The organism is Shinella sp. R2-11 (assembly GCF_055330205.1).
In genome coordinates this window covers 732,473-757,924 of sequence record NZ_JBVAPC010000002.1, presented here as the reverse complement: position 1 = coordinate 757,924, position 25,452 = coordinate 732,473, and the positions used below count along the sequence as shown (strand labels likewise).

The 25,452-nt window shown below is 66.1% G+C and carries 19 protein-coding genes; 17 read left to right on the top strand and 2 right to left on the bottom strand.

The annotated features are described in order from the left end of the window. Positions 1-51: 51 nt before the first annotated feature. The 9 genes from ACZ1A1_RS08270 (at position 52) to aqpZ (ending at position 11,122) form a co-directional block, all read left to right on the top strand. Positions 52-1,503, top strand: coding sequence for a UDP-N-acetylmuramoyl-L-alanyl-D-glutamate--2,6-diaminopimelate ligase (locus ACZ1A1_RS08270; RefSeq protein WP_463619490.1), 1,452 nt, complete (start codon positions 52-54; stop codon positions 1,501-1,503). Further along, a complete protein-coding gene (locus ACZ1A1_RS08265) occupies positions 1,500-2,927 on the top strand; it encodes a UDP-N-acetylmuramoylalanyl-D-glutamyl-2,6-diaminopimelate--D-alanyl-D-alanine ligase (protein ID WP_463619489.1) in 1,428 nt (475 codons plus the stop codon). The genes ACZ1A1_RS08270 and ACZ1A1_RS08265 overlap by 4 nt, the downstream gene beginning before the upstream one ends. 120 nt (positions 2,928-3,047) lie before the next feature. Further along, on the top strand, positions 3,048-4,148 hold the full coding sequence (mraY, locus tag ACZ1A1_RS08260; protein ID WP_119255985.1) for a phospho-N-acetylmuramoyl-pentapeptide-transferase: 1,101 nt from the start codon (positions 3,048-3,050) through the stop codon (positions 4,146-4,148). A gap of 6 nt (positions 4,149-4,154) precedes the next feature. Next, a complete protein-coding gene (gene murD / locus ACZ1A1_RS08255; RefSeq protein WP_463619488.1) occupies positions 4,155-5,552 on the top strand; it encodes a UDP-N-acetylmuramoyl-L-alanine--D-glutamate ligase in 1,398 nt (465 codons plus the stop codon). A 57-nt stretch (positions 5,553-5,609) separates the two neighbouring features. Further along, the gene (ftsW, locus tag ACZ1A1_RS08250) at positions 5,610-6,764 is read left to right on the top strand and encodes a putative lipid II flippase FtsW (RefSeq protein ID WP_313192759.1); all 1,155 of its coding nucleotides are present in this window, start codon (positions 5,610-5,612) and stop codon (positions 6,762-6,764) included. A gap of 9 nt (positions 6,765-6,773) precedes the next feature. Continuing rightward, positions 6,774-7,895 carry an undecaprenyldiphospho-muramoylpentapeptide beta-N-acetylglucosaminyltransferase gene (gene murG / locus ACZ1A1_RS08245; RefSeq protein WP_463619487.1) on the top strand — a complete coding sequence of 374 codons (1,122 nt, stop codon included), beginning with the start codon at positions 6,774-6,776 and terminating at the stop codon, positions 7,893-7,895. Further along, complete coding sequence (murC, locus tag ACZ1A1_RS08240) at positions 7,892-9,307, top strand: UDP-N-acetylmuramate--L-alanine ligase (RefSeq protein WP_313192761.1); 1,416 nt, start codon at positions 7,892-7,894, stop codon at positions 9,305-9,307. The genes murG and murC overlap by 4 nt, the downstream gene beginning before the upstream one ends. Continuing rightward, positions 9,304-10,278: a UDP-N-acetylmuramate dehydrogenase gene (gene murB / locus ACZ1A1_RS08235; protein ID WP_463619486.1), complete on the top strand. Its 975-nt coding sequence runs from the start codon at positions 9,304-9,306 to the stop codon at positions 10,276-10,278. Before murC ends, murB begins: the two co-directional genes overlap by 4 nt. A gap of 157 nt (positions 10,279-10,435) precedes the next feature. Continuing rightward, positions 10,436-11,122 carry an aquaporin Z gene (aqpZ, locus tag ACZ1A1_RS08230; RefSeq protein ID WP_463619485.1) on the top strand — a complete coding sequence of 229 codons (687 nt, stop codon included), beginning with the start codon at positions 10,436-10,438 and terminating at the stop codon, positions 11,120-11,122. Between the two features lie 70 nt (positions 11,123-11,192). Here aqpZ and ACZ1A1_RS08225 read toward each other — a convergent pair whose 3' ends face one another. Then, entirely contained in the window at positions 11,193-12,497 is a 1,305-nt protein-coding gene (locus tag ACZ1A1_RS08225; RefSeq protein WP_463619484.1) for an MFS transporter, read from the bottom strand. Between the two features lie 429 nt (positions 12,498-12,926). Between ACZ1A1_RS08225 and ACZ1A1_RS08220 the strand changes: the two genes are divergently transcribed. From ACZ1A1_RS08220 to ligA, 8 genes are all read left to right on the top strand, one after another. Beyond that, complete coding sequence (locus ACZ1A1_RS08220) at positions 12,927-13,853, top strand: D-alanine--D-alanine ligase (RefSeq protein ID WP_463619483.1); 927 nt, start codon at positions 12,927-12,929, stop codon at positions 13,851-13,853. After that, positions 13,841-14,761 (top strand): cell division protein FtsQ/DivIB, encoded by a 921-nt coding sequence (locus tag ACZ1A1_RS08215; protein WP_463619482.1) that lies wholly within the window; start codon positions 13,841-13,843, stop codon positions 14,759-14,761. Before ACZ1A1_RS08220 ends, ACZ1A1_RS08215 begins: the two co-directional genes overlap by 13 nt. Continuing rightward, the gene (ftsA, locus tag ACZ1A1_RS08210; protein ID WP_463619481.1) at positions 14,758-16,089 is read left to right on the top strand and encodes a cell division protein FtsA; all 1,332 of its coding nucleotides are present in this window, start codon (positions 14,758-14,760) and stop codon (positions 16,087-16,089) included. The genes ACZ1A1_RS08215 and ftsA overlap by 4 nt, the downstream gene beginning before the upstream one ends. A gap of 96 nt (positions 16,090-16,185) precedes the next feature. After that, positions 16,186-17,943, top strand: coding sequence for a cell division protein FtsZ (gene ftsZ / locus ACZ1A1_RS08205; protein WP_463619480.1), 1,758 nt, complete (start codon positions 16,186-16,188; stop codon positions 17,941-17,943). 333 nt (positions 17,944-18,276) lie between these two features. Then, complete coding sequence (gene lpxC, locus ACZ1A1_RS08200; protein WP_463619479.1) at positions 18,277-19,236, top strand: UDP-3-O-acyl-N-acetylglucosamine deacetylase; 960 nt, start codon at positions 18,277-18,279, stop codon at positions 19,234-19,236. Between the two features lie 154 nt (positions 19,237-19,390). Continuing rightward, the gene (locus ACZ1A1_RS08195) at positions 19,391-20,257 is read left to right on the top strand and encodes an outer membrane protein assembly factor BamD (RefSeq protein ID WP_313192768.1); all 867 of its coding nucleotides are present in this window, start codon (positions 19,391-19,393) and stop codon (positions 20,255-20,257) included. A 19-nt stretch (positions 20,258-20,276) separates the two neighbouring features. Beyond that, positions 20,277-21,947, top strand: coding sequence for a DNA repair protein RecN (gene recN, locus ACZ1A1_RS08190; protein WP_463619478.1), 1,671 nt, complete (start codon positions 20,277-20,279; stop codon positions 21,945-21,947). 344 nt (positions 21,948-22,291) lie between these two features. Further along, a complete protein-coding gene (ligA, locus tag ACZ1A1_RS08185) occupies positions 22,292-24,454 on the top strand; it encodes an NAD-dependent DNA ligase LigA (RefSeq protein WP_463619477.1) in 2,163 nt (720 codons plus the stop codon). Here ligA and ACZ1A1_RS08180 read toward each other — a convergent pair. Continuing rightward, the gene (locus tag ACZ1A1_RS08180) at positions 24,441-25,358 is read right to left on the bottom strand and encodes a M23 family metallopeptidase (RefSeq protein ID WP_463619476.1); all 918 of its coding nucleotides are present in this window, start codon (positions 25,356-25,358) and stop codon (positions 24,441-24,443) included. The genes ligA and ACZ1A1_RS08180 overlap by 14 nt on opposite strands. Between the last annotated feature and the right edge of the window lie 94 nt (positions 25,359-25,452).

Genomic DNA, 25,452 nt, shown 5'->3' with positions numbered 1-25,452 from the left:
ACGCCGATTCGTGAGCGGAGCGGCTACCAACGGAAAGCAGCAGAGCGGACAATGAAGATCAGTGACCTTGCCGGACCCGAAACCAACGACCTGGGCGCCGCAGCCGCGATAGACGCGACCGGCATCGCCAGCGACAGCCGCAAGGTCAAGCCCGGTGATCTGTTCGTTGCCCTGTCCGGCACCAAGGCTGACGGCAGCGCCTTCATCGCCGATGCCGTGGCCCGGGGCGCAGCCGCCGTCGTCGTCGCCGAGGGCACCGCGGTAGAGGCTTCCGTTCCCGTCATTCCGGTCAAGGAACCGCGCCGCTTCCTGGCGCTGGCCGCCGCGCGTTTCTACGGCCGCCAGCCGGAAACCATGGTCGCCGTCACCGGCACCGCCGGCAAGACCTCCGTCGCCTCCTTCACGCGGCAGATCTGGGAGCAGGCCGGCCATCCGGCCGCGATGATCGGCACGACCGGCGTCATCGCGCCCGGCCGCAACGACTACGGCTCGCTGACGACGCCCGATCCGGTCTCGCTGCATGCGCTGCTCGCCGAGCTTGCCGATGCCGGCGTCACCCATGCCGCCATGGAGGCCTCCAGCCACGGCCTCGACCAGTCGCGCCTCGACGGCGTGCGGCTTTCCGCCGGCGCCTTCACCAATCTTGGCCGCGACCACATGGATTACCATCCGACGGTCGAGCACTACATGGCCTCCAAGATGCGGCTTTTCGATACGCTGCTGCCGAAGGGCGCGCCCGCCGTCATCTATGCCGACGACGAATGGTCGGGCGCGGCGATCGAGGCCGCGCGCAAGGCTGGCCTCGACGTGCGCACGGTCGGCCGCAAGGGCGACTATCTCACCTTGAAGCGCGTCGAGCATTTCCGCCACAAGCAGACCGCCGAGATCCATGCCGGCGGCGACATCCATGAAGTGCACATTCCGCTGGCGGGCGATTTCCAGGTGGCCAATGCGCTGGTCGCGGCGGGCCTTGCCATGTCGACCGGCGTTTCCGCTTCCGTCGCCATGGCGGCACTCGAAAAGCTGATCGGCGCGTCCGGCCGTCTCGAACTCGTCGGCCATGCCAGGAACGGCGCGCTCGCCTATGTCGACTATGCGCACAAGCCGGATGCGCTGGAGAACGTGCTGACCTCCGTGCGTCCCTTCACGACCGGCCGCGTCATCGTGGTCTTCGGCTGCGGCGGCGACCGCGACAAGGGCAAGCGGCCGATCATGGGCGAGATCGCGACACGGCTTGCCGACGTGGTCATCGTCACCGACGACAATCCCCGCTCGGAAGTGCCCGAGGTCATCCGCTCCGAGATCATGGCCGCCGCCAAGGGCGCGACCGAGATCGGCGACCGCGCCAAGGCGATCCGCAACGCCGTCGGCATGCTGCAATCGGGCGATACGCTGATCGTCGCCGGCAAGGGGCATGAGGAGGGGCAGACCGTCGGCTCCGTGACGCTGCCCTTCTCCGACCATGCCGAGCTCGGCAAGGCACTGGAGGAACTCGACAGGTGACATGGCTCTGGACCACCGCTGACCTGCTCGCAGCCGTGCATGGCCGTCCCATCGGCAACATGCCGCAGGGCGTGACCGGCATTTCCATCGACAGCCGCGCCATCGCGCCGGGCGAAGCCTTCTTCGCCATCAAGGGCGACCGCGTCGACGGTCATGACTTCGCAAGCTTCGCCGTCGCCAACGGCGCGGCGCTGCTCGTCGTCAGCGAGGGCAAGCTGCCGGCGCTCGGGCGTCTCGTCACGCCGATGATCGTGGTGCCCGACGTCTTGCAGGCGCTCGTCGACCTCGGCTGCGCGGCGCGCGACCGCACGGCGGCGCGGATCATCGCCGTCACCGGCTCGGTCGGCAAGACGACGAGCAAGGAGATGCTGCGCCAGGCGCTTTCGCCCTCGGGCAACGTGCATGCCTCCGTCGCCTCGTTCAATAACCATTGGGGCGTGCCGCTGACGCTGGCGCGCATGCCCGAGACCACCGACTACGGCATCTTCGAGATCGGCATGAACCATGCGGGCGAGATCCGTCCGCTGGTCTCCATGGTGCGCCCGCATATCGCGATGGTCACGACCATCGCGCCGGCCCATCTCGGCAATTTCCGGGACCTCGAAGAGATCGCCGCCGCCAAGGCGGAGATTTTCGAGGGCGTCGTGCCGGGCGGCCACGCCATCCTCAACCGTGACAATGCGCAATATGCCTTCCTCGAAGCGGCGGCGCGCAAGGCCGGCGTCTCGCACATTCACAGCTTCGGCGCCGATCCGCAGGCGGAGTTCCGCCTGCTCGATTTCACGAGCGGGCCGGATGGCAGCCTGCTGCGCGCGGCGGTCGGCCGGCAGACGCTCGAAGTGCCGATGGGTGCGCCGGGCCGCCACATCGCCGAAAACGCTGTCGCCGTGCTCGGCGCGGTGCATCTTGCCGGCGGGGATATAGAGAAAGCGATGGCGGGGCTCGCCGCCATGCAGGCCGAGAAGGGCCGGGGACGGCGCTACAGGCTGGCCAAGGACGGCGGCTGGTTCACGCTGATCGACGATAGCTACAATGCCAATCCCGCCTCGATGCGCGCGGCGATCGCGCTGCTGCGTGATGCGGAGCCGCATGGCCGGGGCCGGCGCATCGCCGTGCTCGGCGACATGCTGGAGATGGGCGAGCATTCGCCCGCCGTGCATGCCGGCCTTGCCGAGCCCCTGCTCGAGGCCGCCATCGGTACCGTCTGGCTTGCCGGCCCGGACATGGCGGCGCTGCGCGATGCGCTGCCCGAGGGCATCGAGATCGACTACCGCGAAACAGCCGACGAACTGGCCGCCCATGCGCTGCAAGGCGTGCAGCCGGGCGACGTGCTGGTCGTCAAATCATCGAAAGGCACGGGCTTCAGCCGCATCGTGGCGGCCCTGCTTGACAAATACGAGGCGTTCCCGGAGAGGGAGCGCTAGGAACATGGGGAGGTTCGGCCGGGCTTATGCCCGCCGGACCTCGTCTTTTATGCGATCTGCTTTCATCGCCGGCCGGTCACGCCGGGATGCTTCACAGAACCTTTTGGGGAAAGGGTGACAATGCTGCTTTGGCTCGTCGAGCTGGCGAACACCATCCAGGTGTTCAACCTGTTCCGCTACATTACCTTCCGGACCGGCGCTGCGCTGTTCACCTCGGCCACCATCGTCTTCCTGTTCGGCCCGATGATCATCTCGTCGCTGCGCATCCGCCAGGGCAAGGGCCAGCCGATCCGCGCCGACGGGCCGCAGACGCATTTCAAGAAGGCCGGAACGCCCACAATGGGCGGCCTGATGATCCTTGCCGGCATCGTCGGCAGCGCGCTGCTCTGGGCCGACCTCTCCAACGTCTATGTGGTGGCGACGCTGCTCGTCACGCTCGGCTTCGGCGCCATCGGCTTCTACGACGATTACCTCAAGGTCACCAAGCAGACGGAAAAGGGCTTTTCCGGCAAGGCGCGCCTCGGCCTCGAATTCGTCATTGCCGGCATCGCCACCTATTTCATGATGCATGCGACGCTGTCGGCCGGCGCGGCGGGTTCCACCTTCGGCTCCTCGATCACCTTCCCGTTCTTCAAGGACATGCTGGTCAATCTCGGCATCTTCTTCGTGCTGTTCGGCGGCTTCGTCATCGTGGCGGCCGGCAATGCGGTGAACCTGACGGACGGCCTCGACGGCCTTGCCACCGTGCCGGTGATGATCTCGGCGGCCGCCTTCGGCCTCATCGCCTATCTTGCCGGTAACGCGGTCTTCGCGAACTACCTGCAGATCCATTTCGTGCCCGGCACGGGCGAGCTTGCCGTGGTGCTCGGCGCGGTCATCGGCGCCGGCCTCGGCTTCCTGTGGTTCAACGCGCCGCCGGCCGCCATCTTCATGGGCGATACCGGTTCCCTGGCACTCGGGGGTCTCATCGGCACCGTCGCCGTCGCCACCAAGCACGAGATCGTTATGGCCATCATCGGCGGCCTCTTCGTCATGGAGACGCTGTCGGTCATCATCCAGGTCGCCTCGTTCAAGCTCACGGGCAAGCGCGTGTTCCTCATGGCGCCGATCCACCACCATTTCGAGAAGAAGGGCTGGACGGAAAGCCAGGTGGTGATCCGCTTCTGGATCATCTCCGTCGTGCTGGCGCTGGTCGGCCTGTCGACGCTGAAGCTGCGGTAAGGCGCCATGATCCCGGTCACCACCTTCAAGGGAAAGTCGGTCGCGCTCTTCGGGCTCGGCGGCTCGGGCCTTGCGACGGCAATGGCGCTGGCCGCGGGCGGCGCGAACGTGACCGCCTGGGACGACAATCCCGCGAGCGTCGAGAACGCGTCCACCGCCGGCATCCGGACCGCGGATTTGCGCACGCTCGACTGGACGAGGATCGACGCGCTGGTGCTGTCGCCCGGCGTGCCGCTGACCCATCCCAAGCCCCACTGGAGCGCGGACCTTGCGCGTGCCGCGGGCGTGGAGATTATCGGTGACGTCGAGCTCTTCGTGCGTGAACGCCGGGCGCAGGCGCCCGATTGCCCCTTCATCGCCATTACCGGCACCAACGGCAAGTCGACCACCACGGCGCTGATCGCCCATATCCTTCGGGTGAGCGGCCGCGACACACAGCTCGGCGGCAATATCGGCACGGCCGTGCTGACGCTCGATCCGCCGAAGGCGGGCCGCTTCTACGTGGTCGAGTGCTCGTCCTACCAGATCGACCTCGCGCCGACGCTGAACCCCTCCGCCGGCATCCTGCTGAACCTTACGCCCGACCATCTCGACCGTCACGGTACGATGCAGCACTATGCCGATGTCAAGGAACGGCTCGTCGCCGGCAGCCGCACGGCCATCGTCGGCGTCGACGATACGTTCTGCGCGATGATCGCCGACCGTGTCGAGCGGGCCGGCACAAAGGTCGTGCGCATCTCCCGGCGCAACGTCGTCGCCGACGGCATCCATGCCGACGGTTCGCGGCTCCTCCTGGCGCAGGGCGGCACCTCGCGCGAGATCGCCGATCTCTCCGCCATCCAGACACTGCGCGGCAGCCACAATGCGCAGAACGCGGCGGCTGCCGTCGCGGCCTGCCTTGCCGTCGGGCTCGGGGAAACGGAAATCCGCGCTGGCCTTGCCTCGTTCCCCGGCCTCAAGCATCGCATGCAGCCGGTTGGCCGCAAGGGCGATGCGCTCTTCGTCAATGATTCCAAGGCGACGAATGCCGATGCGGCGGCGCCCGCGCTGTCGAGCTTCGAACGCATCTACTGGATCGCCGGCGGCGTGCCGAAGGAGGGGGGCATTTCCACCCTCGGCGGCTTCTTCCCGAGGATCGCCAAGGCCTATCTCATCGGCGAGGCGGCGCCGGCTTTCGCCGCGACGCTTGGCGAGGCGGTGCCCTTCGAGATCGCCGGCACCCTGGAACGGGCGGTGGCCGATGCGGCGGCGGATGCCGAAAGAGACGGCGGCGGCCCGGTCGCCGTTCTTCTATCCCCGGCTTGCGCAAGCTTCGACCAGTACAAGAACTTCGAGGTCAGGGGCGACGCCTTCGTGAAACACGTGGCGGCGCTGCCCGGCATATCCATGCTGGTCGAGGTTTAGCGATGGTATCGGGAGCGGAGCAGCAGGCCCGGAGCCCTATAGCGAAGGAACGGAAAAATGGTTAGTCGTGCCGAACGTGGTGCATTGGCGGACTGGTTCTGGACGATAGACCGGTTCTTCCTCGCGGCCTTCATCCTCCTGATGGGCCTCGGCTTCATGCTGTCCTTCGCGGCGAGCCCCGCGGTCGCCGAGCGCATCGGCCTCGACAGCTTCCACTTCGTGCGGCGCCACGCCTTCTTCCTCGTGCCGGCCATCGGTGTCATGCTCGGCATTTCCTTCATGTCGCCCCGGCAGGTGCGGCGCGCGGCGATGATCCTTCTCATCGTGTCGCTCGCGGCCATGGTGCTGGCGCTGTTCTTCGGCGTCGAGGTCAAGGGCTCGCGGCGCTGGATCTCCATCGGCAGCCTTTCCATCCAGCCTTCCGAATTCATGAAGCCGGCCTTCGTGGTGATCTGCGCCTGGCTCTTCGCCGAGCATGCGCGCCAGCCGGAAATCCCCGGCAACCTCTTCGCCATCATCCTCTTCGGCATCGTTGCGGCGCTGCTCGTCGCCCAGCCCGACCTCGGCCAGACGATCCTGACCGCCTCCGTCTGGGGCGGCATGTTCTTCATGGCGGGCATGCCGTGGCTGTGGATCATCATCCTCGGCGGGGCGGGCGTCGGCGGGCTGCTTACGGCCTATACGTTCCTGCCGCACGTGGCGGCGCGTATCGACAAGTTCATGACCGGCGAGGGCGACACCTTCCAGATGGACACGGCGCGGGAAGCCATCATCCGCGGCGACTGGTTCGGGCAGGGACCGGGCGAGGGCATCGTCAAGCGCATCATCCCGGACAGCCATACCGACTTCATCTTCTCGGTCGCGGCCGAGGAGTTCGGCATCGTCTTCTGCATGGCAATCGTGCTGGTCTTCGCCTTCGTGGTGATGCGCGGCCTCAATCATGCCTTCAAGGAGCGCAACGATTTCACGCGCTTTGCCGTTGCCGGCCTCGTGCTGCAGATCGGCATCCAGTCGATGATCAATATCGGCGTGAATCTGGAGCTGCTGCCGGCCAAGGGCATGACGCTGCCGCTGATCTCCTATGGCGGCTCGTCGATGATCGCGATCTGCGTGACGGCCGGCTTCATCCTGGCGCTGACCCGTCACCGGCCGGAAAAGCGCGCCTCCGAGCGCAGCCTCTTCCGCGGCGGCATCGTGGCGCCCGCTGAATAAGGGTTTTGAATGGACAAGGGCATCGTTCTTCTCGCCGCCGGTGGCACCGGCGGCCATCTCTTTCCGGCAGAGGCGCTGGCGCATGAGCTGAAGGCTGGCGGCTGGTCGGTCCATCTCGTCACCGACAGCAGGGCCGAGCGATTTGCCGGCAAGTTCCCGGCGGACGAGATCCATGTCGTTCCCTCCGCCACCATCGGCTCGAAGAACCCGGTCAGCGTCGTCCGCTCGCTTCTGACCCTCTGGAAAGGCATTCGCACCGCGCGCAGGCTGATGGCGCGGCTGCGGCCGAAGGTCGTCGTCGGCTTCGGCGGCTATCCGACCCTGCCGCCGCTGCTTGCCGCCACGGGCATGGGCATCCCCTCGATGATCCACGAGCAGAACGCCGTGATGGGCCGCGCCAACAAGGCGCTCGCCAATCGCGTGAAGGCCATTGCCGGCGGCTTCCTGCCCGAGACGGGCGGCCAATATTCGGAAAAGACGGTGACGACGGGCAATCCCGTGCGTCCGGCCGTGCTGGACGCATCGGCCATTCCCTATGAGCCCTCGGCGGATGGCGAGTTCCGCCTCGTCGTCTTCGGCGGCAGCCAGGGCGCGCAGTTCTTCTCCAAGGCCATTCCATCGGCGATCGCGGCCCTTGAGCCTGAAGACCGGGCGCGGCTGAGGATCACCCAGCAGGCGCGGCCGGAAGACCGCGACGAGGTGGTGCGCTCCTATGCCGACCTCGGCATTCCCGCCGACGTCTCGCCCTTCTTCACCGACATGGCCGCGCGCATCGGCCATGCCCATCTCGTCATCAGCCGCTCGGGCGCCTCGACGGTCTCGGAAGTTTCGGTCATCGGCCGGCCCTCCATCCTCGTGCCTTACCCTTACGCGCTCGACCACGACCAGGCGGCCAATGCCGCGGCGCTTGCCGCCGGCGGCGGGGCGAAGGTGATCGCCCAGTCCGAGCTTTCGACGGAGCGGCTTGCCGGCATCGTCTCCAAAGCCATGCACGATCCCGCGCGCATGGCCGCGATGGCCGCGAATGCCAGAAAGGCGGGCAAACCGGACGCCGCGCGCTTGCTCGCCCTGATGGTTGAGGCTATTGCGGGCGGCAAGATGATCGCACAATTCAAGGGAGAACGGCCATGAAGATGCCGCAGAGCATAGGGCTCGTTCATTTCATCGGCATTGGCGGCATCGGCATGAGCGGCATCGCCGAGGTGCTGCACAATCTCGGCCATCGCGTGCAGGGCTCCGACCAGTCGGACAGCGCCAATGTGCAGCGCCTGCGCGACAAGGGCATCGAGGTCTTCGTCGGCCACAGGGCGGAAAATCTCGGCGATGCCGAGGTCGTCGTCGTGTCAACCGCCATCAGGAAGAGCAATCCGGAACTCGTCGCGGCGCGCGAAAAGCTGCTGCCGGTCGTGCGCCGGGCGGAAATGCTCGCCGAGCTGATGCGCTTCCGCAACGCCATCGCCATCGGCGGCACGCACGGCAAGACGACGACGACCTCGATGGTCGCGACGCTTCTCGAAGCCGGCGGGCTCGATCCGACCGTCATCAATGGCGGCATCATCAACGCCTACGGCACCAATGCCCGCATGGGCGAGGGCGAGTGGATGGTGGTGGAGGCCGACGAATCGGACGGCACCTTCCTCAAGCTGCCGGCGGACATCGCCGTCGTCACCAATATCGATCCCGAGCACCTCGACCATTACGGCAATTTCGATGCCGTGCGCGCAGCCTTCCGCCAGTTCGTCGAGAACGTGCCGTTCTACGGCTTCGGTGTCATGTGCCTCGATCATCCCGAAGTGCAGTCGATGGTCAGTCGCATCGAGGACCGCAAGGTCATCACCTATGGCGAGAACCCGCAGGCGGACGTGCGCTTTTCCAATATCCGCATGGACGGCGCGACCTCCGTCTTCGACGTGGAGATCCGCCGCCGCCGTACCGGGCAGGTGATCTCCATGAAGGACCTGCGCCTGCCGATGCCCGGCCGCCATAACGTTTCCAACGCGACCGCCGCCATCGCCGTCGCCCAGCGCCTCGGCATTACGCCGGAGGCGATCGCCAAGGGGCTGGCGAGCTTCGGCGGCGTCAAGCGCCGCTTCACCTTCACCGGAAGCTGGAACGGCGTGAACGTCTACGACGACTACGGCCACCATCCGGTGGAGATCAAGGCCGTGCTGCGCGCCGCGCGCGAAGCCTGCTCGGGCCGCATCATCGCCGTGCACCAGCCGCACCGCTACAGCCGCGTGGCGAGCCTCTTCGAGGAGTTCGCCGGCTGCTTCAACGATGCCGACACGATCATGATCGCGCCGGTCTACGCGGCGGGCGAGGACCCCATCGACGGCGTGAGCGCGGAGGAACTGGTTTCGCGCATCAAGTCCGCCGGCCATCGCGACGCGCGGTTCCTGACCGCGCCGGAAGCCCTGGCGCCCATCGTGGCCGGCATTGCAAAGCCCGGCGACTTTGTGGTTCTCTTGGGGGCTGGCAGCATCACGTATTGGGCGCAGGCGCTGCCGAAGGAACTGGCAGGCATTTCGGGTGAGGTGGCATGAAGACGGTTGACGGGGCAAAACTTCTGGCGTCGCTGGGCGAGGGCATCAAGGAGGTCCGCGGCCGCCTGACGCCGGATGCGCCGATGGATCGCGTGACGTGGTTCCGCGCCGGCGGCCTTGCCGAGCTGATGTTCCACCCGCATGACGTCGACGATCTCACGACCTTCCTCAAGCTGCTGCCGGAAGAGGTGCCGCTGACGGTGACGGGCGTCGGCTCGAACCTTCTCGTGCGTGATGGCGGCATTCCCGGCGTCGTGATCCGCCTTTCGGCCAAGGGCTTCGGCGATGTCGAGCTCATCGGCGAGAACCGCATCAAGGCGGGCGGCATCTGCCCGGACAAGAACATCGCCGCCATGGCGCTCGACCACGGCATTGCCGGCTTCGAGTTCTACTACGGCATTCCCGGCTCCATCGGCGGGGCGCTGCGCATGAATGCCGGCGCAAATGGCGGGGAGACGAAGGACCTCGTCGTCGAGGTCCATGCCGTCGACCGCAAGGGTAACAAGCATGTGCTGAGCAATGCGGACATGGGCTATACCTATCGCCATTCCGCCGCGCCCGCCGACCTCATCTTCACCCATGCCGTCTTCCAGGGACAGGCGGGCGACAAGGACGAGATCCGCGCGAAGATGGACGCCGTGCGCCAGCATCGCGAGACCGTGCAGCCGATCCGCGAGAAGACCGGCGGCTCGACCTTCAAGAATCCGGAAGGCCATTCCGCCTGGAAGCTGATCGACGAGGCGGGTTGCCGCGGCATGATGATCGGCGGCGCGCAGATGTCGCCGATGCATTGCAACTTCATGATCAATACGGGGCAGGCGACCGGCTACGAGCTGGAATATCTCGGCGAGACCGTGCGCAGCCGCGTGCTGGAGCATTCCGGCATCGTGCTGCAATGGGAGATCAAGCGCCTCGGCAATTTCATTCCGGGCTACGAGGTCAAGGAATTCCTCGGCCGCGCCACGGCCTGACATTTTCCGCCTTCGCGAGGGGACCGGCGCGCATGCGAACCGCGCCGGTCCCCTTCGTTCATCCTCCGTTCAGAAAAGTTTAGCGAATGCTATGTCGGTCGCGCGACGGTTGCGCGGCGCGGCTCCGCTCCAGCGGGGCCTGGACCAGGGGGCATTCATGTTCAAGAAACTTTCCGCCGAGTTCCTCGGCACGTTCTGGCTCGTCTTCGGCGGCTGCGGCAGCGCCATCTTCGCCGCCGCCTTTCCGGCGCTCGGCATCGGCTTCCTCGGGGTCGCCCTGGCGTTCGGCCTCACGGTGCTGACCATGGCCTATGCGGTCGGCGGCATTTCCGGCGGCCACTTCAATCCGGCGGTCTCCGTCGGCCTGACGGTCGCCGGCAAGTTCCCGGCTTCCCGCCTCGTTCCCTATATCGTGGCGCAGGTCGTGGGCGCCGTCGTCGCGGCAGCCGTGCTCTACTTCATCGCCTCCGGCAAGGACGGCTTCCAGGCAGGCGGCTTTGCCTCGAACGGCTACGGCGAGCTTTCGCCGGGCGGCTATTCGCTGACGGCGGCGCTGGTTGCCGAGGCGGTGCTGACGGCGTTCTTCGTCATCATCATCCTCGGCTCGACCCACGGCCGCGCGCCGGCGGGCTTCGCGCCGATCGCCATCGGCCTCGGCCTGACGCTCATCCATCTCGTGTCGATCCCGATCACCAATACCTCGGTGAACCCGGCGCGCTCGACGGGCGTGGCGCTCTTCGCCGATACGGCGGCGCTCTCGCAGCTCTGGCTGTTCTGGGTGGCGCCGATCCTCGGGGCCGTCATCGGCGGCATCGTCTGGAAGATCGTCGGCGAGAACGACTGATCGCCGGCAAAAGAAAACCCGCCGTGGCGACGCGGCGGGTTTTTCGATTCGGGACCTTTTCCGTAAAGGCTCAGACCTCTTCCTTGCCCGAAAGCAGGATGCAGGCCAGCGTGATGACGGCCGAGAGGCCGAGATAGTAGCCGACATAGGCCATGCCGTAATTCGCCTGCAGCCAGGTCGCGATATAGGGCGCGAGCGAGGCGCCGAAGATGCCGGCGAAGTTGAAGGTGATCGACGAGCCCGTATAGCGCACCTTCGTGGGGAAGGGGGCGGCGAGCGCCGTACCGATCAGGCCGTAGGTCATGCCCATCAGCGCCATCGCGAAGATCACGAAGATGAAGATGCCGGTTTCGCCGCCGGTCATCAAGTCCGGCAGGAAGAACGAGAAGACGCCGATCAGCACGGTCGTGGCGATCAGCACCTCGCGGCGGCCGAACCTTTCGGCGAGCTTGCCGGCGAAGGGAATGAACAGGCCGAACAGCACCGAGCCGACGAGCTGGATCTTGAGCGCCTCGACGAAGGGCAGGTTCAGCACCTTGACGTTATAGGACAGCAGATAGGCCGAGCCGATATAGAACAGCACGAAGGTGGCGAGCGCCACGAAGGTGCCGAGCACGAGGCTGCGCTTGTGGTTGCGGAAGAGCTCGACGACCGGGACTTCCACGCGCTCCTGCTTCTCGATGGCCTTCTGGAAGGCGGGCGTCTCGGTGATCGACAGGCGCACCCAGAGGCCGACGGCGATGAGCACGATGGACGCCACGAAGGGAATGCGCCAGCCCCAGGCGAGCAGCGCGTCCTGCGACATAACATGCAGCAGCAGCCAGAAGATGCCGGAGGAGAGGAAGAGGCCGACGGGCGCGCCGAGCTGCGGGAACATGCCGTACCAGCTCCGCTTGCCCGGAGGGGCGTTTTCCGTCGCGAGCAGCACCGCGCCGCCCCATTCGCCGCCGAGGCCGAAGCCCTGGCCGAATCGGCACAGCGCCAGCAGCAGCGGCGCGACCACGCCGATCGAATCGTAGGACGGCAGGAGGCCGATGATCACGGTCGAGACGCCCATGGTCAGGAGCGCGGCGACGAGCGTCGTCTTGCGGCCGATGCGGTCGCCGTAATGCCCGAAGACGATGGCGCCGAGCGGGCGGGCGAAGAACGCGATGGAGAAGGTCGCGAAGGAGGCGAGCAGCGCCGTCGTCGGATCGCTGTTCGGGAAGAACAGCGTCGGGAAGACCAGCACGGCGGCGGTGGCGTAAACGTAGAAATCGAAGAATTCGATGGTCGTTCCGACCAGGCTTGCAAAAAGAACGCGCGCCGGGGAGTTGAGCCCGGCGCGGTTGGAATGCGCTGCGGTCGGCGACCCGGAGGAGAGTGTCTCACTCATCGGGGGTGCCTTTTTTGATGTTTCTTGTTTGCCGTCTTGGGAGGCAGCGGGGGGCTTTTACGCCAAGCATCCGGTCGATGAAACAATAAAAGTACCCGAACGGGCGAAAAATCGTACTTTTCGTTCTTCCCTGAGACCCGAGCATTTACGAAACGCATTGTCGGCGCGCGCATGGGCGTGATGACGCCCGATTTGCCGGTTTTTCTTGCGCCGCGCGCAACTCTCTGATTCCAGAGAGAGAATCGAAGCGTTGCCTGATTCGGCGCGAGGAAAATTTGTCCCGCGATGCGTCAGGTTAACGAAAGTAAACGCTTCATTAACCTTAATGGCGCTCTAGTGGTCCCATCTCGCTCGCCGAGTCGGACCGTGAGGCAAATCAGGTCCGCGCAAGGGACGAGAGGCAGTGTGCGGAATACAGTCGGGGGTTCTATGAGCGTGAAGCATGTCGCGGTGCTGATGGGTGGTTTTTCGTCGGAACGGCCGGTGAGCCTTTCGTCGGGGAACGCTTGCGCTGATACGCTCGAGGCTGTCGGCTACAGGGTCACGCGCGTCGATGTCGGCCATGACGTCGCCAGCGTCCTTGCCGATCTCAAGCCGGACGTCGCCTTCAATGCGCTGCACGGCCCTTTCGGCGAGGACGGCACCATCCAGGGCATCCTCGAATATCTGGAAATCCCCTATACCCATTCCGGCGTGCTCGCCTCCGCGCTCGCCATGGACAAGGCGCAGGCGAAGATCGTCGCCAAGGCGGCCGGCATTCCCGTTGCGGAGCAGCGCCTGATGAGCCGCTTCGACTTCACCTCCAGCCATCCGATGAAGCCGCCCTATGTGGTCAAGCCCGTCCGTGAGGGCTCATCCTTCGGCGTGGTCATGGTCAAGGAGGACCAGTCGCATCCCCCGCAGATCATCACTTCCTCCGAATGGCGCTACGGCGACAGCGTCATGGTGGAGCGCTACGTCTATGGCCGCGAGCTGACCTGCGGCGTCATGGGCGATGTCGCGCTCGGTGTCACGGAAGTCATTCCGCAGGGCCATTCCTTCTACGACTACGATTCCAAATATGTAAAAGGCGGTTCGAAACACGTCATCCCGGCGCAAATTTCACCGAATATTTACCAAAAAGTACAAACACTCGCACTCAAGGCGCATCAAGCGATCGGGTGCCGTGGCGTCAGCCGTTCCGACTTCCGCTACGACGACCGTTTTTCCGAGAATGGCGAGCTCATCTGGCTGGAGGTCAACACCCAGCCCGGCATGACCCCTACCTCCCTGGTGCCCGAAATGGCCGATCATGCCGGCCATTCCTTTGGTGAGTTCTTGAAGTGGATGGTGGAGGACGCGTCGTGCTTGCGTTGAGCCTCAGGAAGAGCAGGGTGCGTCCCGCCGGGTTTTCCGAGCCGGAGGTCGGTCGCGTGCTGCCGCGTCCGCTGCGCCGGGTCGTGCGTTTCCTCGTCAGCCTCGCGGCCGGCCGCATCAACATTCCGCGCCATACCGGCAGCGTCGCGACGGTGCTGTTCCTCGGCTCGACCGGCCTTTACGGCATGTCGCTGGGCGGCCATTCGCAGGATTTCGCCCAGGCCTCGACCACCGCGATGGGCTTTGCCATCGAGGACGTGAAGGTCTCCGGCAACCGCGAGACCTCCGAGATCGACATTCTCGAACGCCTCGGCCTCGACGGCACGACCTCGCTGGTCGCGCTCGACGTCAAGGATGCGCGGGCCAAGCTCGCCGATCTGCCCTGGGTGCAGGACGTCTCCGTCCGCAAGGTCTATCCGGGCACCATCGAGATCGCGCTCAAGGAGCGCGAGGCCTTCGCGATCTGGCAGCACGGCAACGACCTGTCGCTGATCGAGAAGAACGGTTCGGTCATCGCCCCGCTGCGCGACAACAAGTTCTCCTCGCTGCCGCTCTTCGTCGGCCGTGACGCCGAGACGGCCGCCGCCGGCTTTGCCGACGAGTTCGACAACTGGCCGGAGCTCAAGGCGCGGGTGAAGGCCTATATCCGGGTCGCCGGCCGCCGCTGGGACCTGCGCCTCGACAACGGCATCGTCGTGAAGCTGCCGGAGCACAACGTGCCGCGCGCCATGGACATGCTGGCGACGCTGGAAGGCGAGGAGGGGCTGCTGGAACGGGACATCGCCGCGGTCGACCTGCGGCTCGAGGACCGCACCACGGTGCGGCTCACGGAAGGGGCGCTGGAACGCCGCAATGCGGCGGTCGAGCAGAGGGCAAAGGACCTGAAGAAGGCAGCGAAGCGCACATGAGCATTTTCGGTTCGTCCCACTTCGGCCTGCCGCGCTTGAAGCCGCTTTCCTCCAAGCGTGCTCACGTCGTTTCGGTCCTCGACATCGGTTCCACCAAGATCGTCTGCATGATCGGCCGGCTGACGCCGCGCGCCGAGAGCGAGATCCTGCCGGGCCGCACGCACAATGTCGAAGTGATCGGCATCGGCCACCAGAAATCCCGCGGCGTGAAGAACGGCGTGATCACCGATCTCGACGCCGTCGAGAGCGTCGTGCGCCTTGCCGTCGACGCGGCCGAGCGCATGGCCGGCCTCACCATCGAGAGCCTGATCGTCAACGTTTCCGCAGGCCGCCTGCAGAGCGACGTCTACACCGCCACCATCGATCTCGGCGGCCAGGAAGTCGACGCCAACGACCTGCGCAAGGTGCTCGCCGTCGCCGGCCAGCAGTCGCTGCGCCAGGACCGCGCCATCCTCCATTCGCTGCCGACCGGCTTCTCGCTGGACGGAGAGCGCAGCATCCGCGATCCGCTCTCCATGTTCGGCGACGTCCTCGGCGTCGACATGCATGTGCTGACGGCCGAGCGCACCGCGCTGAAGAACCTGGAACTCTGCATCAACCGCGCGCACCTCTCCGTCGAGGGCATGGTGGCGACGCCCTATGCGAGCGGCCTTTCGGCCCTTGTCGACGACGAGGTCGAGCTCGGCTGCGCCTGCATCGACATGGGCGGCGGCACGACGACGATTTCCGTCTTCGCCGAAGGCAAGCTGGTGCATTCCGACGCCGTCTCGCTCGGCGGCCACCACGTCACCACGGACCTCGCGCGCGGCCTCTCGACCCGCATCGAGGATGCCGAACGCCTCAAGGTCGTGCACGGCTCGGCGCTGCCGAATGCCGGCGACGAGCGCGACATCATCACCGTCCCGCCCATCGGCGAGGACGACCGCGACCAGCCGACCCACGTGCCGCGCACGCTCATCTCGCGCATCGTGCGGGCAAGGATCGAGGAGACGCTCGAACTCATTCGCGACCGTATCCAGCGTTCCGGCTTCTCGCCCATCGTCGGGAAACGGATCGTGCTGACGGGCGGCGCGAGCCAGCTCACCGGCCTGCCGGAAGCGGCCCGCCGCGTCCTCGCCCGCAACGTCCGCATCGGCCGGCCGCTCGGCGTGTCCGGCCTGCCGACGGCGGCCAAGGGCCCGGCCTTTTCGACCGCGGTGGGCCTCATGATCTATCCGCAGGTCGCGGAACTGGAAGAACACGCTGTGCAGGGCGGCATGCTCTCGCAGCTCACGGGTGGCAACGGCCGCATAGCCCGCATGGGCCAGTGGCTGAAGGAAAGTTTCTGACGGGTTTCCCGGCGGCGTGCCGCCGGGAAAGACCGACAACGAGTATCGTGAATAGACCGGCTGGGCGAAGCGGCCGGAAACGAAAGGAACAATGCAATGACTATCAAGCTGCAGAAGCCGGACATCACTGAGCTGAAGCCCCGCATCACCGTCTTCGGTGTCGGCGGCGGCGGCGGCAATGCCGTCAACAACATGATCACCGCGGGCCTCGAAGGCGTCGACTTCGTCGTCGCCAACACCGACGCCCAGGCGCTGTCCATGACCAAGGCTTCGCGGATCATCCAGATGGGTGTCCAGGTCACCGAAGGCCTCGGCGCCGGCTCGCAGCCGGAAGTCGGCCGCGCGGCCGCCGAAGAGTGCATCGACGAGATCATCGATCACCTCAACGGCACCCACATGTGCTTCGTCACCGCCGGCATGGGCGGCGGCACCGGCACGGGCGCGGCTCCCATCGTCGCGCAGGCCGCCCGCAACAAGGGCATCCTGACCGTCGGCGTCGTCACCAAGCCGTTCCACTTCGAAGGCGGCCGCCGCATGCGCCTTGCCGAAGAAGGTATACTGGAACTCCAGAAGTCGGTCGACACGCTGATCGTCATCCCGAACCAGAACCTCTTCCGCATCGCCAACGACAAGACCACCTTCGCCGACGCCTTCGCGATGGCCGACCAGGTGCTCTATTCGGGCGTCGCCTGCATCACCGACCTCATGGTCAAGGAAGGCCTCATCAACCTCGACTTCGCCGACGTCCGCTCGGTGATGCGCGAGATGGGCCGCGCCATGATGGGCACGGGCGAAGCCTCGGGCGAAGGCCGCGCAATGGCCGCAGCCGAAGCCGCCATCGCCAACCCGCTGCTCGACGAGACCTCGATGAAGGGCGCCCAGGGCCTGCTGATCTCCATCACCGGCGGCCGCGACCTCACCCTCTTCGAAGTCGACGAGGCTGCGACCCGTATCCGCGAGGAAGTCGATCCGGATGCGAACATCATCCTCGGCGCTACCTTCGACGAAGAACTCGAAGGCCTCATCCGCGTTTCCGTCGTCGCCACCGGCATCGACCGTTCGGCCTCGGAGGTGGCCGGTCGTTCTGCTGACTTTCGCGGCCATAGCAAGCCAGTAGTCCGTCCGTCGGCCGCCGTTCCGGTCCAGCCGCAGGTTCAGCCCGTCGCCGCTGCCCCGCAGCCCGTCGCGCAGCAGCCCGTGATGCAGCACCAGCCGGTCATGCAGCAGCCGGTCGCCCAGCAGCCGGTCATCGACCCGATTGCCGAAGCGATCCGCGCTTCCGAGGAAAACCTCGAACGGGAACTCGCCATTCCGGCAAGCCGCCCGGCACCGGTCCAGCAGGTCGCCGCGCATCACGAAGAGCCGCGCCTGCAGAACCGCATCTTCGCAGCGCCCGCCGAAATGCCGGTCGTCCAGCGTTCGATCCCGGTCCAGCAGCCCGTGCAGCAGGCCCCGGTCATGCAGCAGCGCGTCGAGCCCGCCGCTCCGATCATCCGTCAGGAGCCGCAGGCCATGCGCATGCCGAAGATCGAGGACTTCCCGCCGGTCGTGCAGGCCGAAATCGACCACCGCACCGCCCAGCAGCCGGCCATGGGGCACCAGGAAGAGCGCGGCCCGATGGGCCTCCTCAAGCGCCTGACCTCGTCGCTCGGCCGTCATGAGGAGGCGCATGCACAGGAGCAGGCCGCCCCTGCCGCCCAGCAGCAGCGCCGCCCGCTCTCGGCCGAAGCCAGCCTCTATGCACCGCGTCGCGGCCAGCTCGACGACCACGGCCGCGCCAATCCGCAGCCGCGCGCGCTGCAGGAAGACGACCAGCTGGAAATCCCGGCGTTCCTCCGCCGGCAGTCCAACTGAGGCCCTTCGGGAAAGCGCCCTGAAACAAGATGCCCGGATCGTCGATCCGGGCATTTTTATTTCCGTTTCCTTTCAAGGGCTTGTTGGCTGAAACATGCGTAACAAAGCGAAAGAAACAGTGATTTGTCTGAAGGTGAGGGGCCTACTACATTCAGGCTGGGCAAAGGGGATAGTCAGGATTCGCGCGTAAGGCCTTGCCGGAGCGCATACCACACTCCAGACGGTCCGGCATGAAAGTCGGCGGGCGCAGTGCGTCCGGCGAATGGCTTCCTGAGGCCTGAGACAGACAATGTCGGCGAAGAATGAGCCGATAGTAAGATAAGGCGAATGCAGATGACGATCGGTATGCTCGGTTTCCAGACGACGATTTCCAGCCCGGTGACGATTTCCGGGACCGGCGTCCATTCCGGCGCGGCCGTGTCGATCACCTTCAACCCCTCCGAGGCCGACAGCGGCGTCGTCTTCCAGCGCCTGCATAACGACGGCACGGTCAGCGAATACCGTGCGGTCTCCTCGCAGGTCGGCAACACCGACCTCTGCACCGTCCTCGGCTTCTCCCCGGCAACGTCGATCGCCACGGTCGAGCACGTCATGGCCGCGGTCTACGCGCTCGGCCTCGATAATGTGCTGATCGAAGTGCACGGCGCCGAAATGCCGATCATGGACGGCAGCTCCGCACCCTTCATCGACGCCATCGACCAGGTCGGCCTCGTCGCGCTCTCCGTGAAGCGCCGCTATATCCGCATCGTCAAGCCGGTGCGAATCGAAGCCGGCGCCTCCTGGGCCGAGTTCCTGCCCTATGACGGCGGCACGCGATTCGAGGTCGAGATCGATTTCGACTGCCCGCTGATCGGCCGCCAGTCCTGGAAGGGCGACCTGACCTCCGCCACCTTCCGCAACGAGCTTTCCCGCGCCCGCACCTTCGGCTTCATGCGCGATGTCGAGCGGCTGTGGGCTTCCGGCCATGCGCTCGGTTCGTCGCTGGAAAACTCCGTCGTCATCTCCGACGACAACACCGTGATCAATGTCGAGGGCCTGCGCTACGCCAGGGACGAGTTCGTCCGCCACAAGACGCTCGACGCTGTCGGTGACCTCGCGCTTGCCGGCGCGCAGTTCATCGGCTGCTATCGCTCCTATCGCGGCGGCCACAAGATGAACGCCCATGCGCTGAAGGCGCTGCTCAGCGACCGCACCGCCTATGAGGTGGTGGAGGCGTCCGCACCGCGTTCGCGCGCCGGCCAGCGCGAGCTGATCGCCGTCAACGCCCCGGAATTCGCCCCCTGGTCTTTGTGAACCAGGGTCGGCCCGGTATCATCCTCCCGGTACGATTGCCATAAAAATGCGTTAATGCGTCGGCATGGCGTTGCGATCTTCCTGCATTTGGAGATACAACGCGGGGCGCGTGTGCGGCCTGTCCGCTTCAAGTGCCGTTAACTGGGATTGTCACATGGTTGTTGCAGGGTCTGTTGGTGTGAAGAAGACGGCGCGCATTGTCTATCTTACGCTTTTCGCTACGGCGTCTTCGATTGGTCTTTCGGCTTGCCAGTCGGACCCGGACATCGACATCACGAAACTGACCGGCGAAGCCGAATCCCCGGACACGCTCTACAACCAGGGCCTGGCCAACCTCAATGCCGGCAAGGTCAGCGAGGCAGGCCGCAAGTTCGAGGCGGTCGACCGCCAGAGCCCGTTCTCCAACCAGGCGCGCAAGTCGCTCGTCATGCTGGCCTTCACGAATTATCGCCAGGGCCGCAACGAAGAGGCCATCACTGCCGGCAAGCGTTATCTCTCGCTCTATCCGGGATCGGAAGACGCGGCCTATGCGCAGTATATCATCGGTCTTGCCTACTGGAAGCAGATCCCGAGCGTGACGCAGGACCAGCGCGCCTCGCAGCAGACCATCGAGGCCATGCAGGCCGTCGTCGACAACTATCCCGACTCGGAATATGTCGAGGATGCGCAGGCGAAGATCCGCTTTGCCCGCGACCAGCTCGCCGGCAAGGAAATGCAGATCGGCCGCTATTATCTCGAGCGCAAGGAATATATCGCCGCGGCGACCCGTTTCCGCGTCGTCGTCGAGAAATATCCGATGACCAACCAGATTGAGGAGGCGCTGGCGCGTCTCGTCGAGACCTATTACGCGATGGGCATCGACAGCGAAGCGCAGACGGCGGCCGCCGTTCTCGGCCACAACTACCCGGACAGCCAGTGGTATTCCGACAGCTACAAGCTTCTCCAGACCAAGGGTCTGGAGCCGCGTGAGAATTCCGGTTCCTGGATCGCGCGCGCCGGCAAGAAGCTGATCGGCGCCTGACGCAAGAGATAGATACGATATGCTGGCTCAGCTATCGATCCGCGATATCGTCCTGATCGAACGGCTCGACCTTGCATTCGAGCCGGGTCTCTCCGTGCTGACGGGCGAGACGGGCGCCGGCAAGTCCATCCTTCTCGACAGTCTCTCGCTGGCGCTCGGCGGGCGCGGCGACGGTTCGCTGGTGCGCCACGGCATCGAGCGCGGCCAGGTGACGGCCGTCTTCGACGTGCCGACGGGCCATGCGGCGCGCGCGCTCCTGCGCGACAACGGCATCGACGACGACGGCGACCTCATCTTCCGCCGCCAGCAATCGGCCGACGGCCGCACCAAGGCCTATGTCAACGATCAGCCGGTCTCCGTGCAGCTCATGCGGCAGGCCGGCCAGCTTCTCGTCGAGATCCACGGCCAGCACGACGACCGCGCGTTGGTCGATACGGACGCCCACCGCCTGCTGCTCGACGCCTTCGGCGGCCTTGCCGAGGCCGCGGGCGATGTCGGCGCGCTCTATCACCATTGGAAAGATGCCGAGCGCACGCTGCGCCGCCACCGCGAGAAGGTGGAGGCCGCGGCCCGCGAGGCCGATTACCTGCGCTCCTCCGTCGAGGAGCTGGAGGCCCTTTCACCGCAGGACGGCGAGGAGGATGCGTTGGCCGAGGTGCGCGCCCGCATGATGAAGGCCGAGCGCATCGCCGGCGACATCAACGAGGCGAGCGAGTTCCTGAACGGCAATGCCTCGCCCGTTCCGCTGATCGCCGCGCTCGTGCGCCGGCTGGAGCGCAAGAGCCATGAGGCGCCGGGCCTGCTGGAGGAGACGGTCGAATTCCTCGACCAGGCGCTGAACCAGCTTTCCGACGCGCAGATGGCTGTCGAGTCGGCGCTGCGCAAGACGGAATACGACCCCAAGGAGCTGGAGCGCACGGAAGAGCGGCTGTTCGCGCTGCGCGCCGCCGCCCGCAAATATTCCGTGCCCGTCACCGGCCTTCCGGCGCTTGCGGCGAAGATGATCGCCGACCTTGCCGATCTCGATGCCGGCGAGGAGAAGCTGGTGCAGCTCGAAGCGCGCCTCAACGAGGCGCGCGCGGCCTATGCGATCGCCGCCCGCTCGCTTTCCGAACGGCGGCACCATGCCGCCGATGCGCTCGCCGCCGCCGTGATGGCGGAGCTGCCGGCGCTCAAGCTGGAGCGCGCGCGCTTTACCGTCGAGATCGCCACCGATCCCGAGGGTGGTGCGGAGGAGGGGATCGACACGGTCGAGTTCCACGTCCAGACCAATCCCGGCACGCGTCCCGGCCCGATCATGAAGGTGGCGTCCGGGGGCGAGCTCTCGCGCTTCCTGCTGGCGCTGAAGGTGGCGCTCGCCGACCGCGGCTCGGCCCCGACGCTCGTCTTCGACGAAATCGACACCGGCGTCGGCGGCGCGGTGGCCGATGCCATCGGCCAGCGGCTGAAACGCCTCTCCTCCACGGTGCAGGTGCTTTCCGTCACACACGCGCCGCAGGTCGCAGCGCGTGCGGCGACGCACCTCCTCATCTCCAAGGGACCGGTCGAGGGCAGCGAGACCGTCGCCACCCGCGTCGCCCGCATGGACGACGGCGCCCGCACCGAGGAGATCGCCCGCATGCTGGCCGGTGCTTCCGTGACCGACGAGGCACGGGCGGCGGCGGCGCGGTTGCTGTCGGGCGGGGTGTAGTTCGCCTGCCCTTCATCCGCCACATCCTCCTTCTCCCGCAGGCGGGGAAAAGGAGGATGTGGCGCTGTTTTCTTTCATGCAGGGCAAGGCATCGCCGCGCTCTCCTTCTTCCCTTGGGGAGAGGACGAGGCGGAGACGCCGACCCTATAGGCCATGGCTTTGCTGCCAGTGGGGAGAGGGACTTGCCACATGCGGCAAATGGTGGAAGGAAACCCTCGCGGCACCCTCCTTCTCCCCGTTTACGGGGAGAAGGTCGCGGCAGCGGGATGAGGGGCGATCCGGCACCTCGCATCTTTCCTTTCGTCAGCTTTGCTCTAAAACGACTCCCAAATCCGGAGCATGCCATGGCGAACGCGAAGACCCCCGTCGAGACCCTGACCGAAGAAGAAGCCGCAGCGGAGCTTGCCTATCTGGCGGCGGAGATCGCGCGGCATGACGAGCTCTACCACGGGCAGGACGCGCCGGAGATTTCGGATGCCGATTACGACGCGCTGAAGCGCCGCAACGAGGCGATTGAGGCGCGCTTCCCCGCGCTCGTCCGCGACGACAGCCCGTCGCGCCGCGTCGGCTCCGCGCCGCTTGCGACCTTCGCGCCGATCACCCATTCCCGCCCGATGCTCTCCCTCGACAACACGTTTTCCGATGAAGACGTGCGGGATTTCGTCGCCTCGGTCTACCGATTCCTCGGCCGCCTGCCGGACGATTCGATCGCCTTCACCGCCGAGCCGAAGATCGACGGGCTGTCCATGTCGATCCGCTACGAGAACGGCCGCCTTGCGAGTGCCGCGACGCGCGGCGACGGCACGACGGGCGAGAATGTCACGGCCAATGTGCTGACCATCGCCGAGATCCCCAACCGCCTGCCGGCCGGCGCGCCGGCCGTCGTGGAGGTGCGCGGCGAGGTCTACATGGCCAAGAGCGACTTCCTCGCGCTCAACGAGAAGATGGCGGCGGAAGGCAAGCAAACCTATGTCAATCCGCGCAACACGGCCGCCGGATCGCTCCGCCAGCTCGACGCCTCGGTGACGGCGAGCCGCAAGCTGCGCTTCTTCGCCTATGCCTGGGGCGAGATGTCGGACATGCCGGCGGACACGCAGTTCGGCATGATCGGCGTGCTGAAATCCTGGGGCTTCCCCGTCAATCCGATGACCGAGCGGCTGACCCGCGTCGACGACATCATCGCGCATTACCGCGAGATCGGCCTTGCCCGGCCGGACCTCGACTACGATATCGACGGCGTTGTCTACAAGGTGGACGAGCTGGCGTTGCAGGAGCGCCTCGGCTTCCGCTCGCGCTCGCCGCGCTGGGCGACGGCGCACAAGTTCCCGGCCGAGCAGGCGTTCACCACCGTCGAGAAGATCGATATCCAGGTGGGCCGCACCGGCGCGCTGACGCCCGTCGCGCGCCTTGTACCCGTCACCGTCGGCGGCGTGGTCGTCACCAATGCCACGCTGCACAATGCGGATTATATCGAGGGCATCGGCAACAGCGGCGAGCGCATCCGCGAGGAGGGGCACGATATCCGCATCGGCGATACCGTCATTGTCCAGCGGGCCGGCGACGTCATCCCGCAGGTGCTCGACGTCGTGATGGAGAAGCGGCCGGCCGAAGCGCAACCCTACGAATTCCCGAAGACCTGCCCGGTCTGCGGCAGTCATGCGGTGCGCGAGCGCCACGAGAAGACGGGCCGGCTCGATTCCGTCACGCGCTGCACCGGCGGCTTCGTCTGCCGCGCGCAGGCGGTGGAGCACCTGAAGCACTTCGTCTCGCGCAACGCCTTCGATATCGAGGGGCTCGGCTCCAAGCAGATCGACTTCTTCTTCGAGGCGGAGGACCCGTCGCTGTCGATCCGCACGGCACCCGATATCTTCACGCTCAAGCGGCGGCAGGAAGCCTCGCCGCTTCTCAAGCTGGAGAATATCGACGGCTTCGGCAAGGTCAGCGTCCGCAAGCTCTTCGACGCCATCGACGCCCGGCGTTCGATCGCGCTCAACCGCTTCATCTATGCGCTCGGCATCCGCCATGTCGGCGAGACGAATGCCAAGCTACTTGCGCGCGCCTACGGCACCTATGCCGCCTTCGAGGAGGCGATGAAGGCGGCGGCGCCGCTTTCGGGCGAGGGGTGGAACGAGCTCAACAGCATCGACGGCATCGGCGAGGTCGTCGCCCGGGCCATCGTGGAATTCTACAAGGAGCCGCGCAATCTCGACGTGCTCGGCCGGCTTCTCGAAGAGGTGGCGCCGGAGGCCGCCGAGGCGGTGGTGGCGACGTCGAGCCCGGTTGCCGGAAAGACGGTCGTCTTCACCGGCTCGCTGGAGAAGATGACGCGCGACGAGGCCAAGGCCATGGCCGAGCGGCTGGGGGCCAAGGTGGCGGGTTCGGTCTCCAAGAAGACCGACCTCGTGGTCGCCGGCCCCGGTGCGGGCTCCAAGCTCGGCAAGGCGCGTGAGTTCGATGTCGAGGTGATCGACGAGGACGGCTGGTTCGACCGCATCAAGGGATCGTGACGGTCGATCCGCGCACCAGGAAGCGGCCGCCGTCGAAGGTCATCGGCACGCCGATGCCGGTATCGGAATCGAGCGTGCCGCCGAGATAGGCGTGGATATGCAGGTGCGGCTCCGAGGAGTTGCCCGAATTGCCTACCCGGCCGAGCGTCTCGCCCTGCGTGACGATCGCGCCGCCCGAAACGGCGATCGAGCCCTTCCTGAAATGGGCGAGCAGGATGCGCGCCGTCCCGCAGGCGAGGATGACGTGGTTGCCGGCGGGCTCGCTCGTATTGGTCTGCGAAATGGGATTGTCCGCGATGCCGTCATGGGCGGAGATGGCGACGCCCGTGCAGGGGCTCTTCACCTCGCGGTCGAAGATGACGTAGTCGGCAAGGTTCTCGGGCATCAGGCCGCTTGCCCGCGCGCCGAAACGGTTGAGCGCGACGATGTCGAGCGCGTAGCGCTGGCTCTGGTCCGAATGGTGGTAATTGATCGCTGTCGCGCCGCCGCCCTGGCCGATATAGTAGGTGCCCGGGCCGAAGGGGAAGGCAAGCTCCACCGCACTATCCTGGTAGCCGTAGCCGGAAAGCGCGCGGGCCGTCAGGGCAAGGAAGAAGACCGCCATGGCCGCCGTCAGGCCATGCTTGCGTATGGCGGCGCGCGCCTCGTTCCAGGGTCGGTCGCGCACGCGCAGGTAGGAGAGGGCGGCAGCGGCGACGAAGAGGATGGGCAGCACGAGCGCCAGTTCCGTGCTCAGGAAATCCCAGCGACCGATCACAATGATGAAGGCGAAATAGCTCGCTCCATAGAACACGCGCATCGCCCAGCCCAGCCGGTCGGCGGGGCGCGGCAGCCAGAGCCACATCAGGAAGAAGAGCGGAAGAAGGGCCTGGGTCGTCAACAGGATGAGAAGAGGCAGTTCCATGGTTCCGACCTTGCTGGATCAGCCATGCCCTCCCTCACGCCGGACACGGACGTTATCGTTGCTGCAAAATCCGTGTGGATGGATTTGGTTCCGC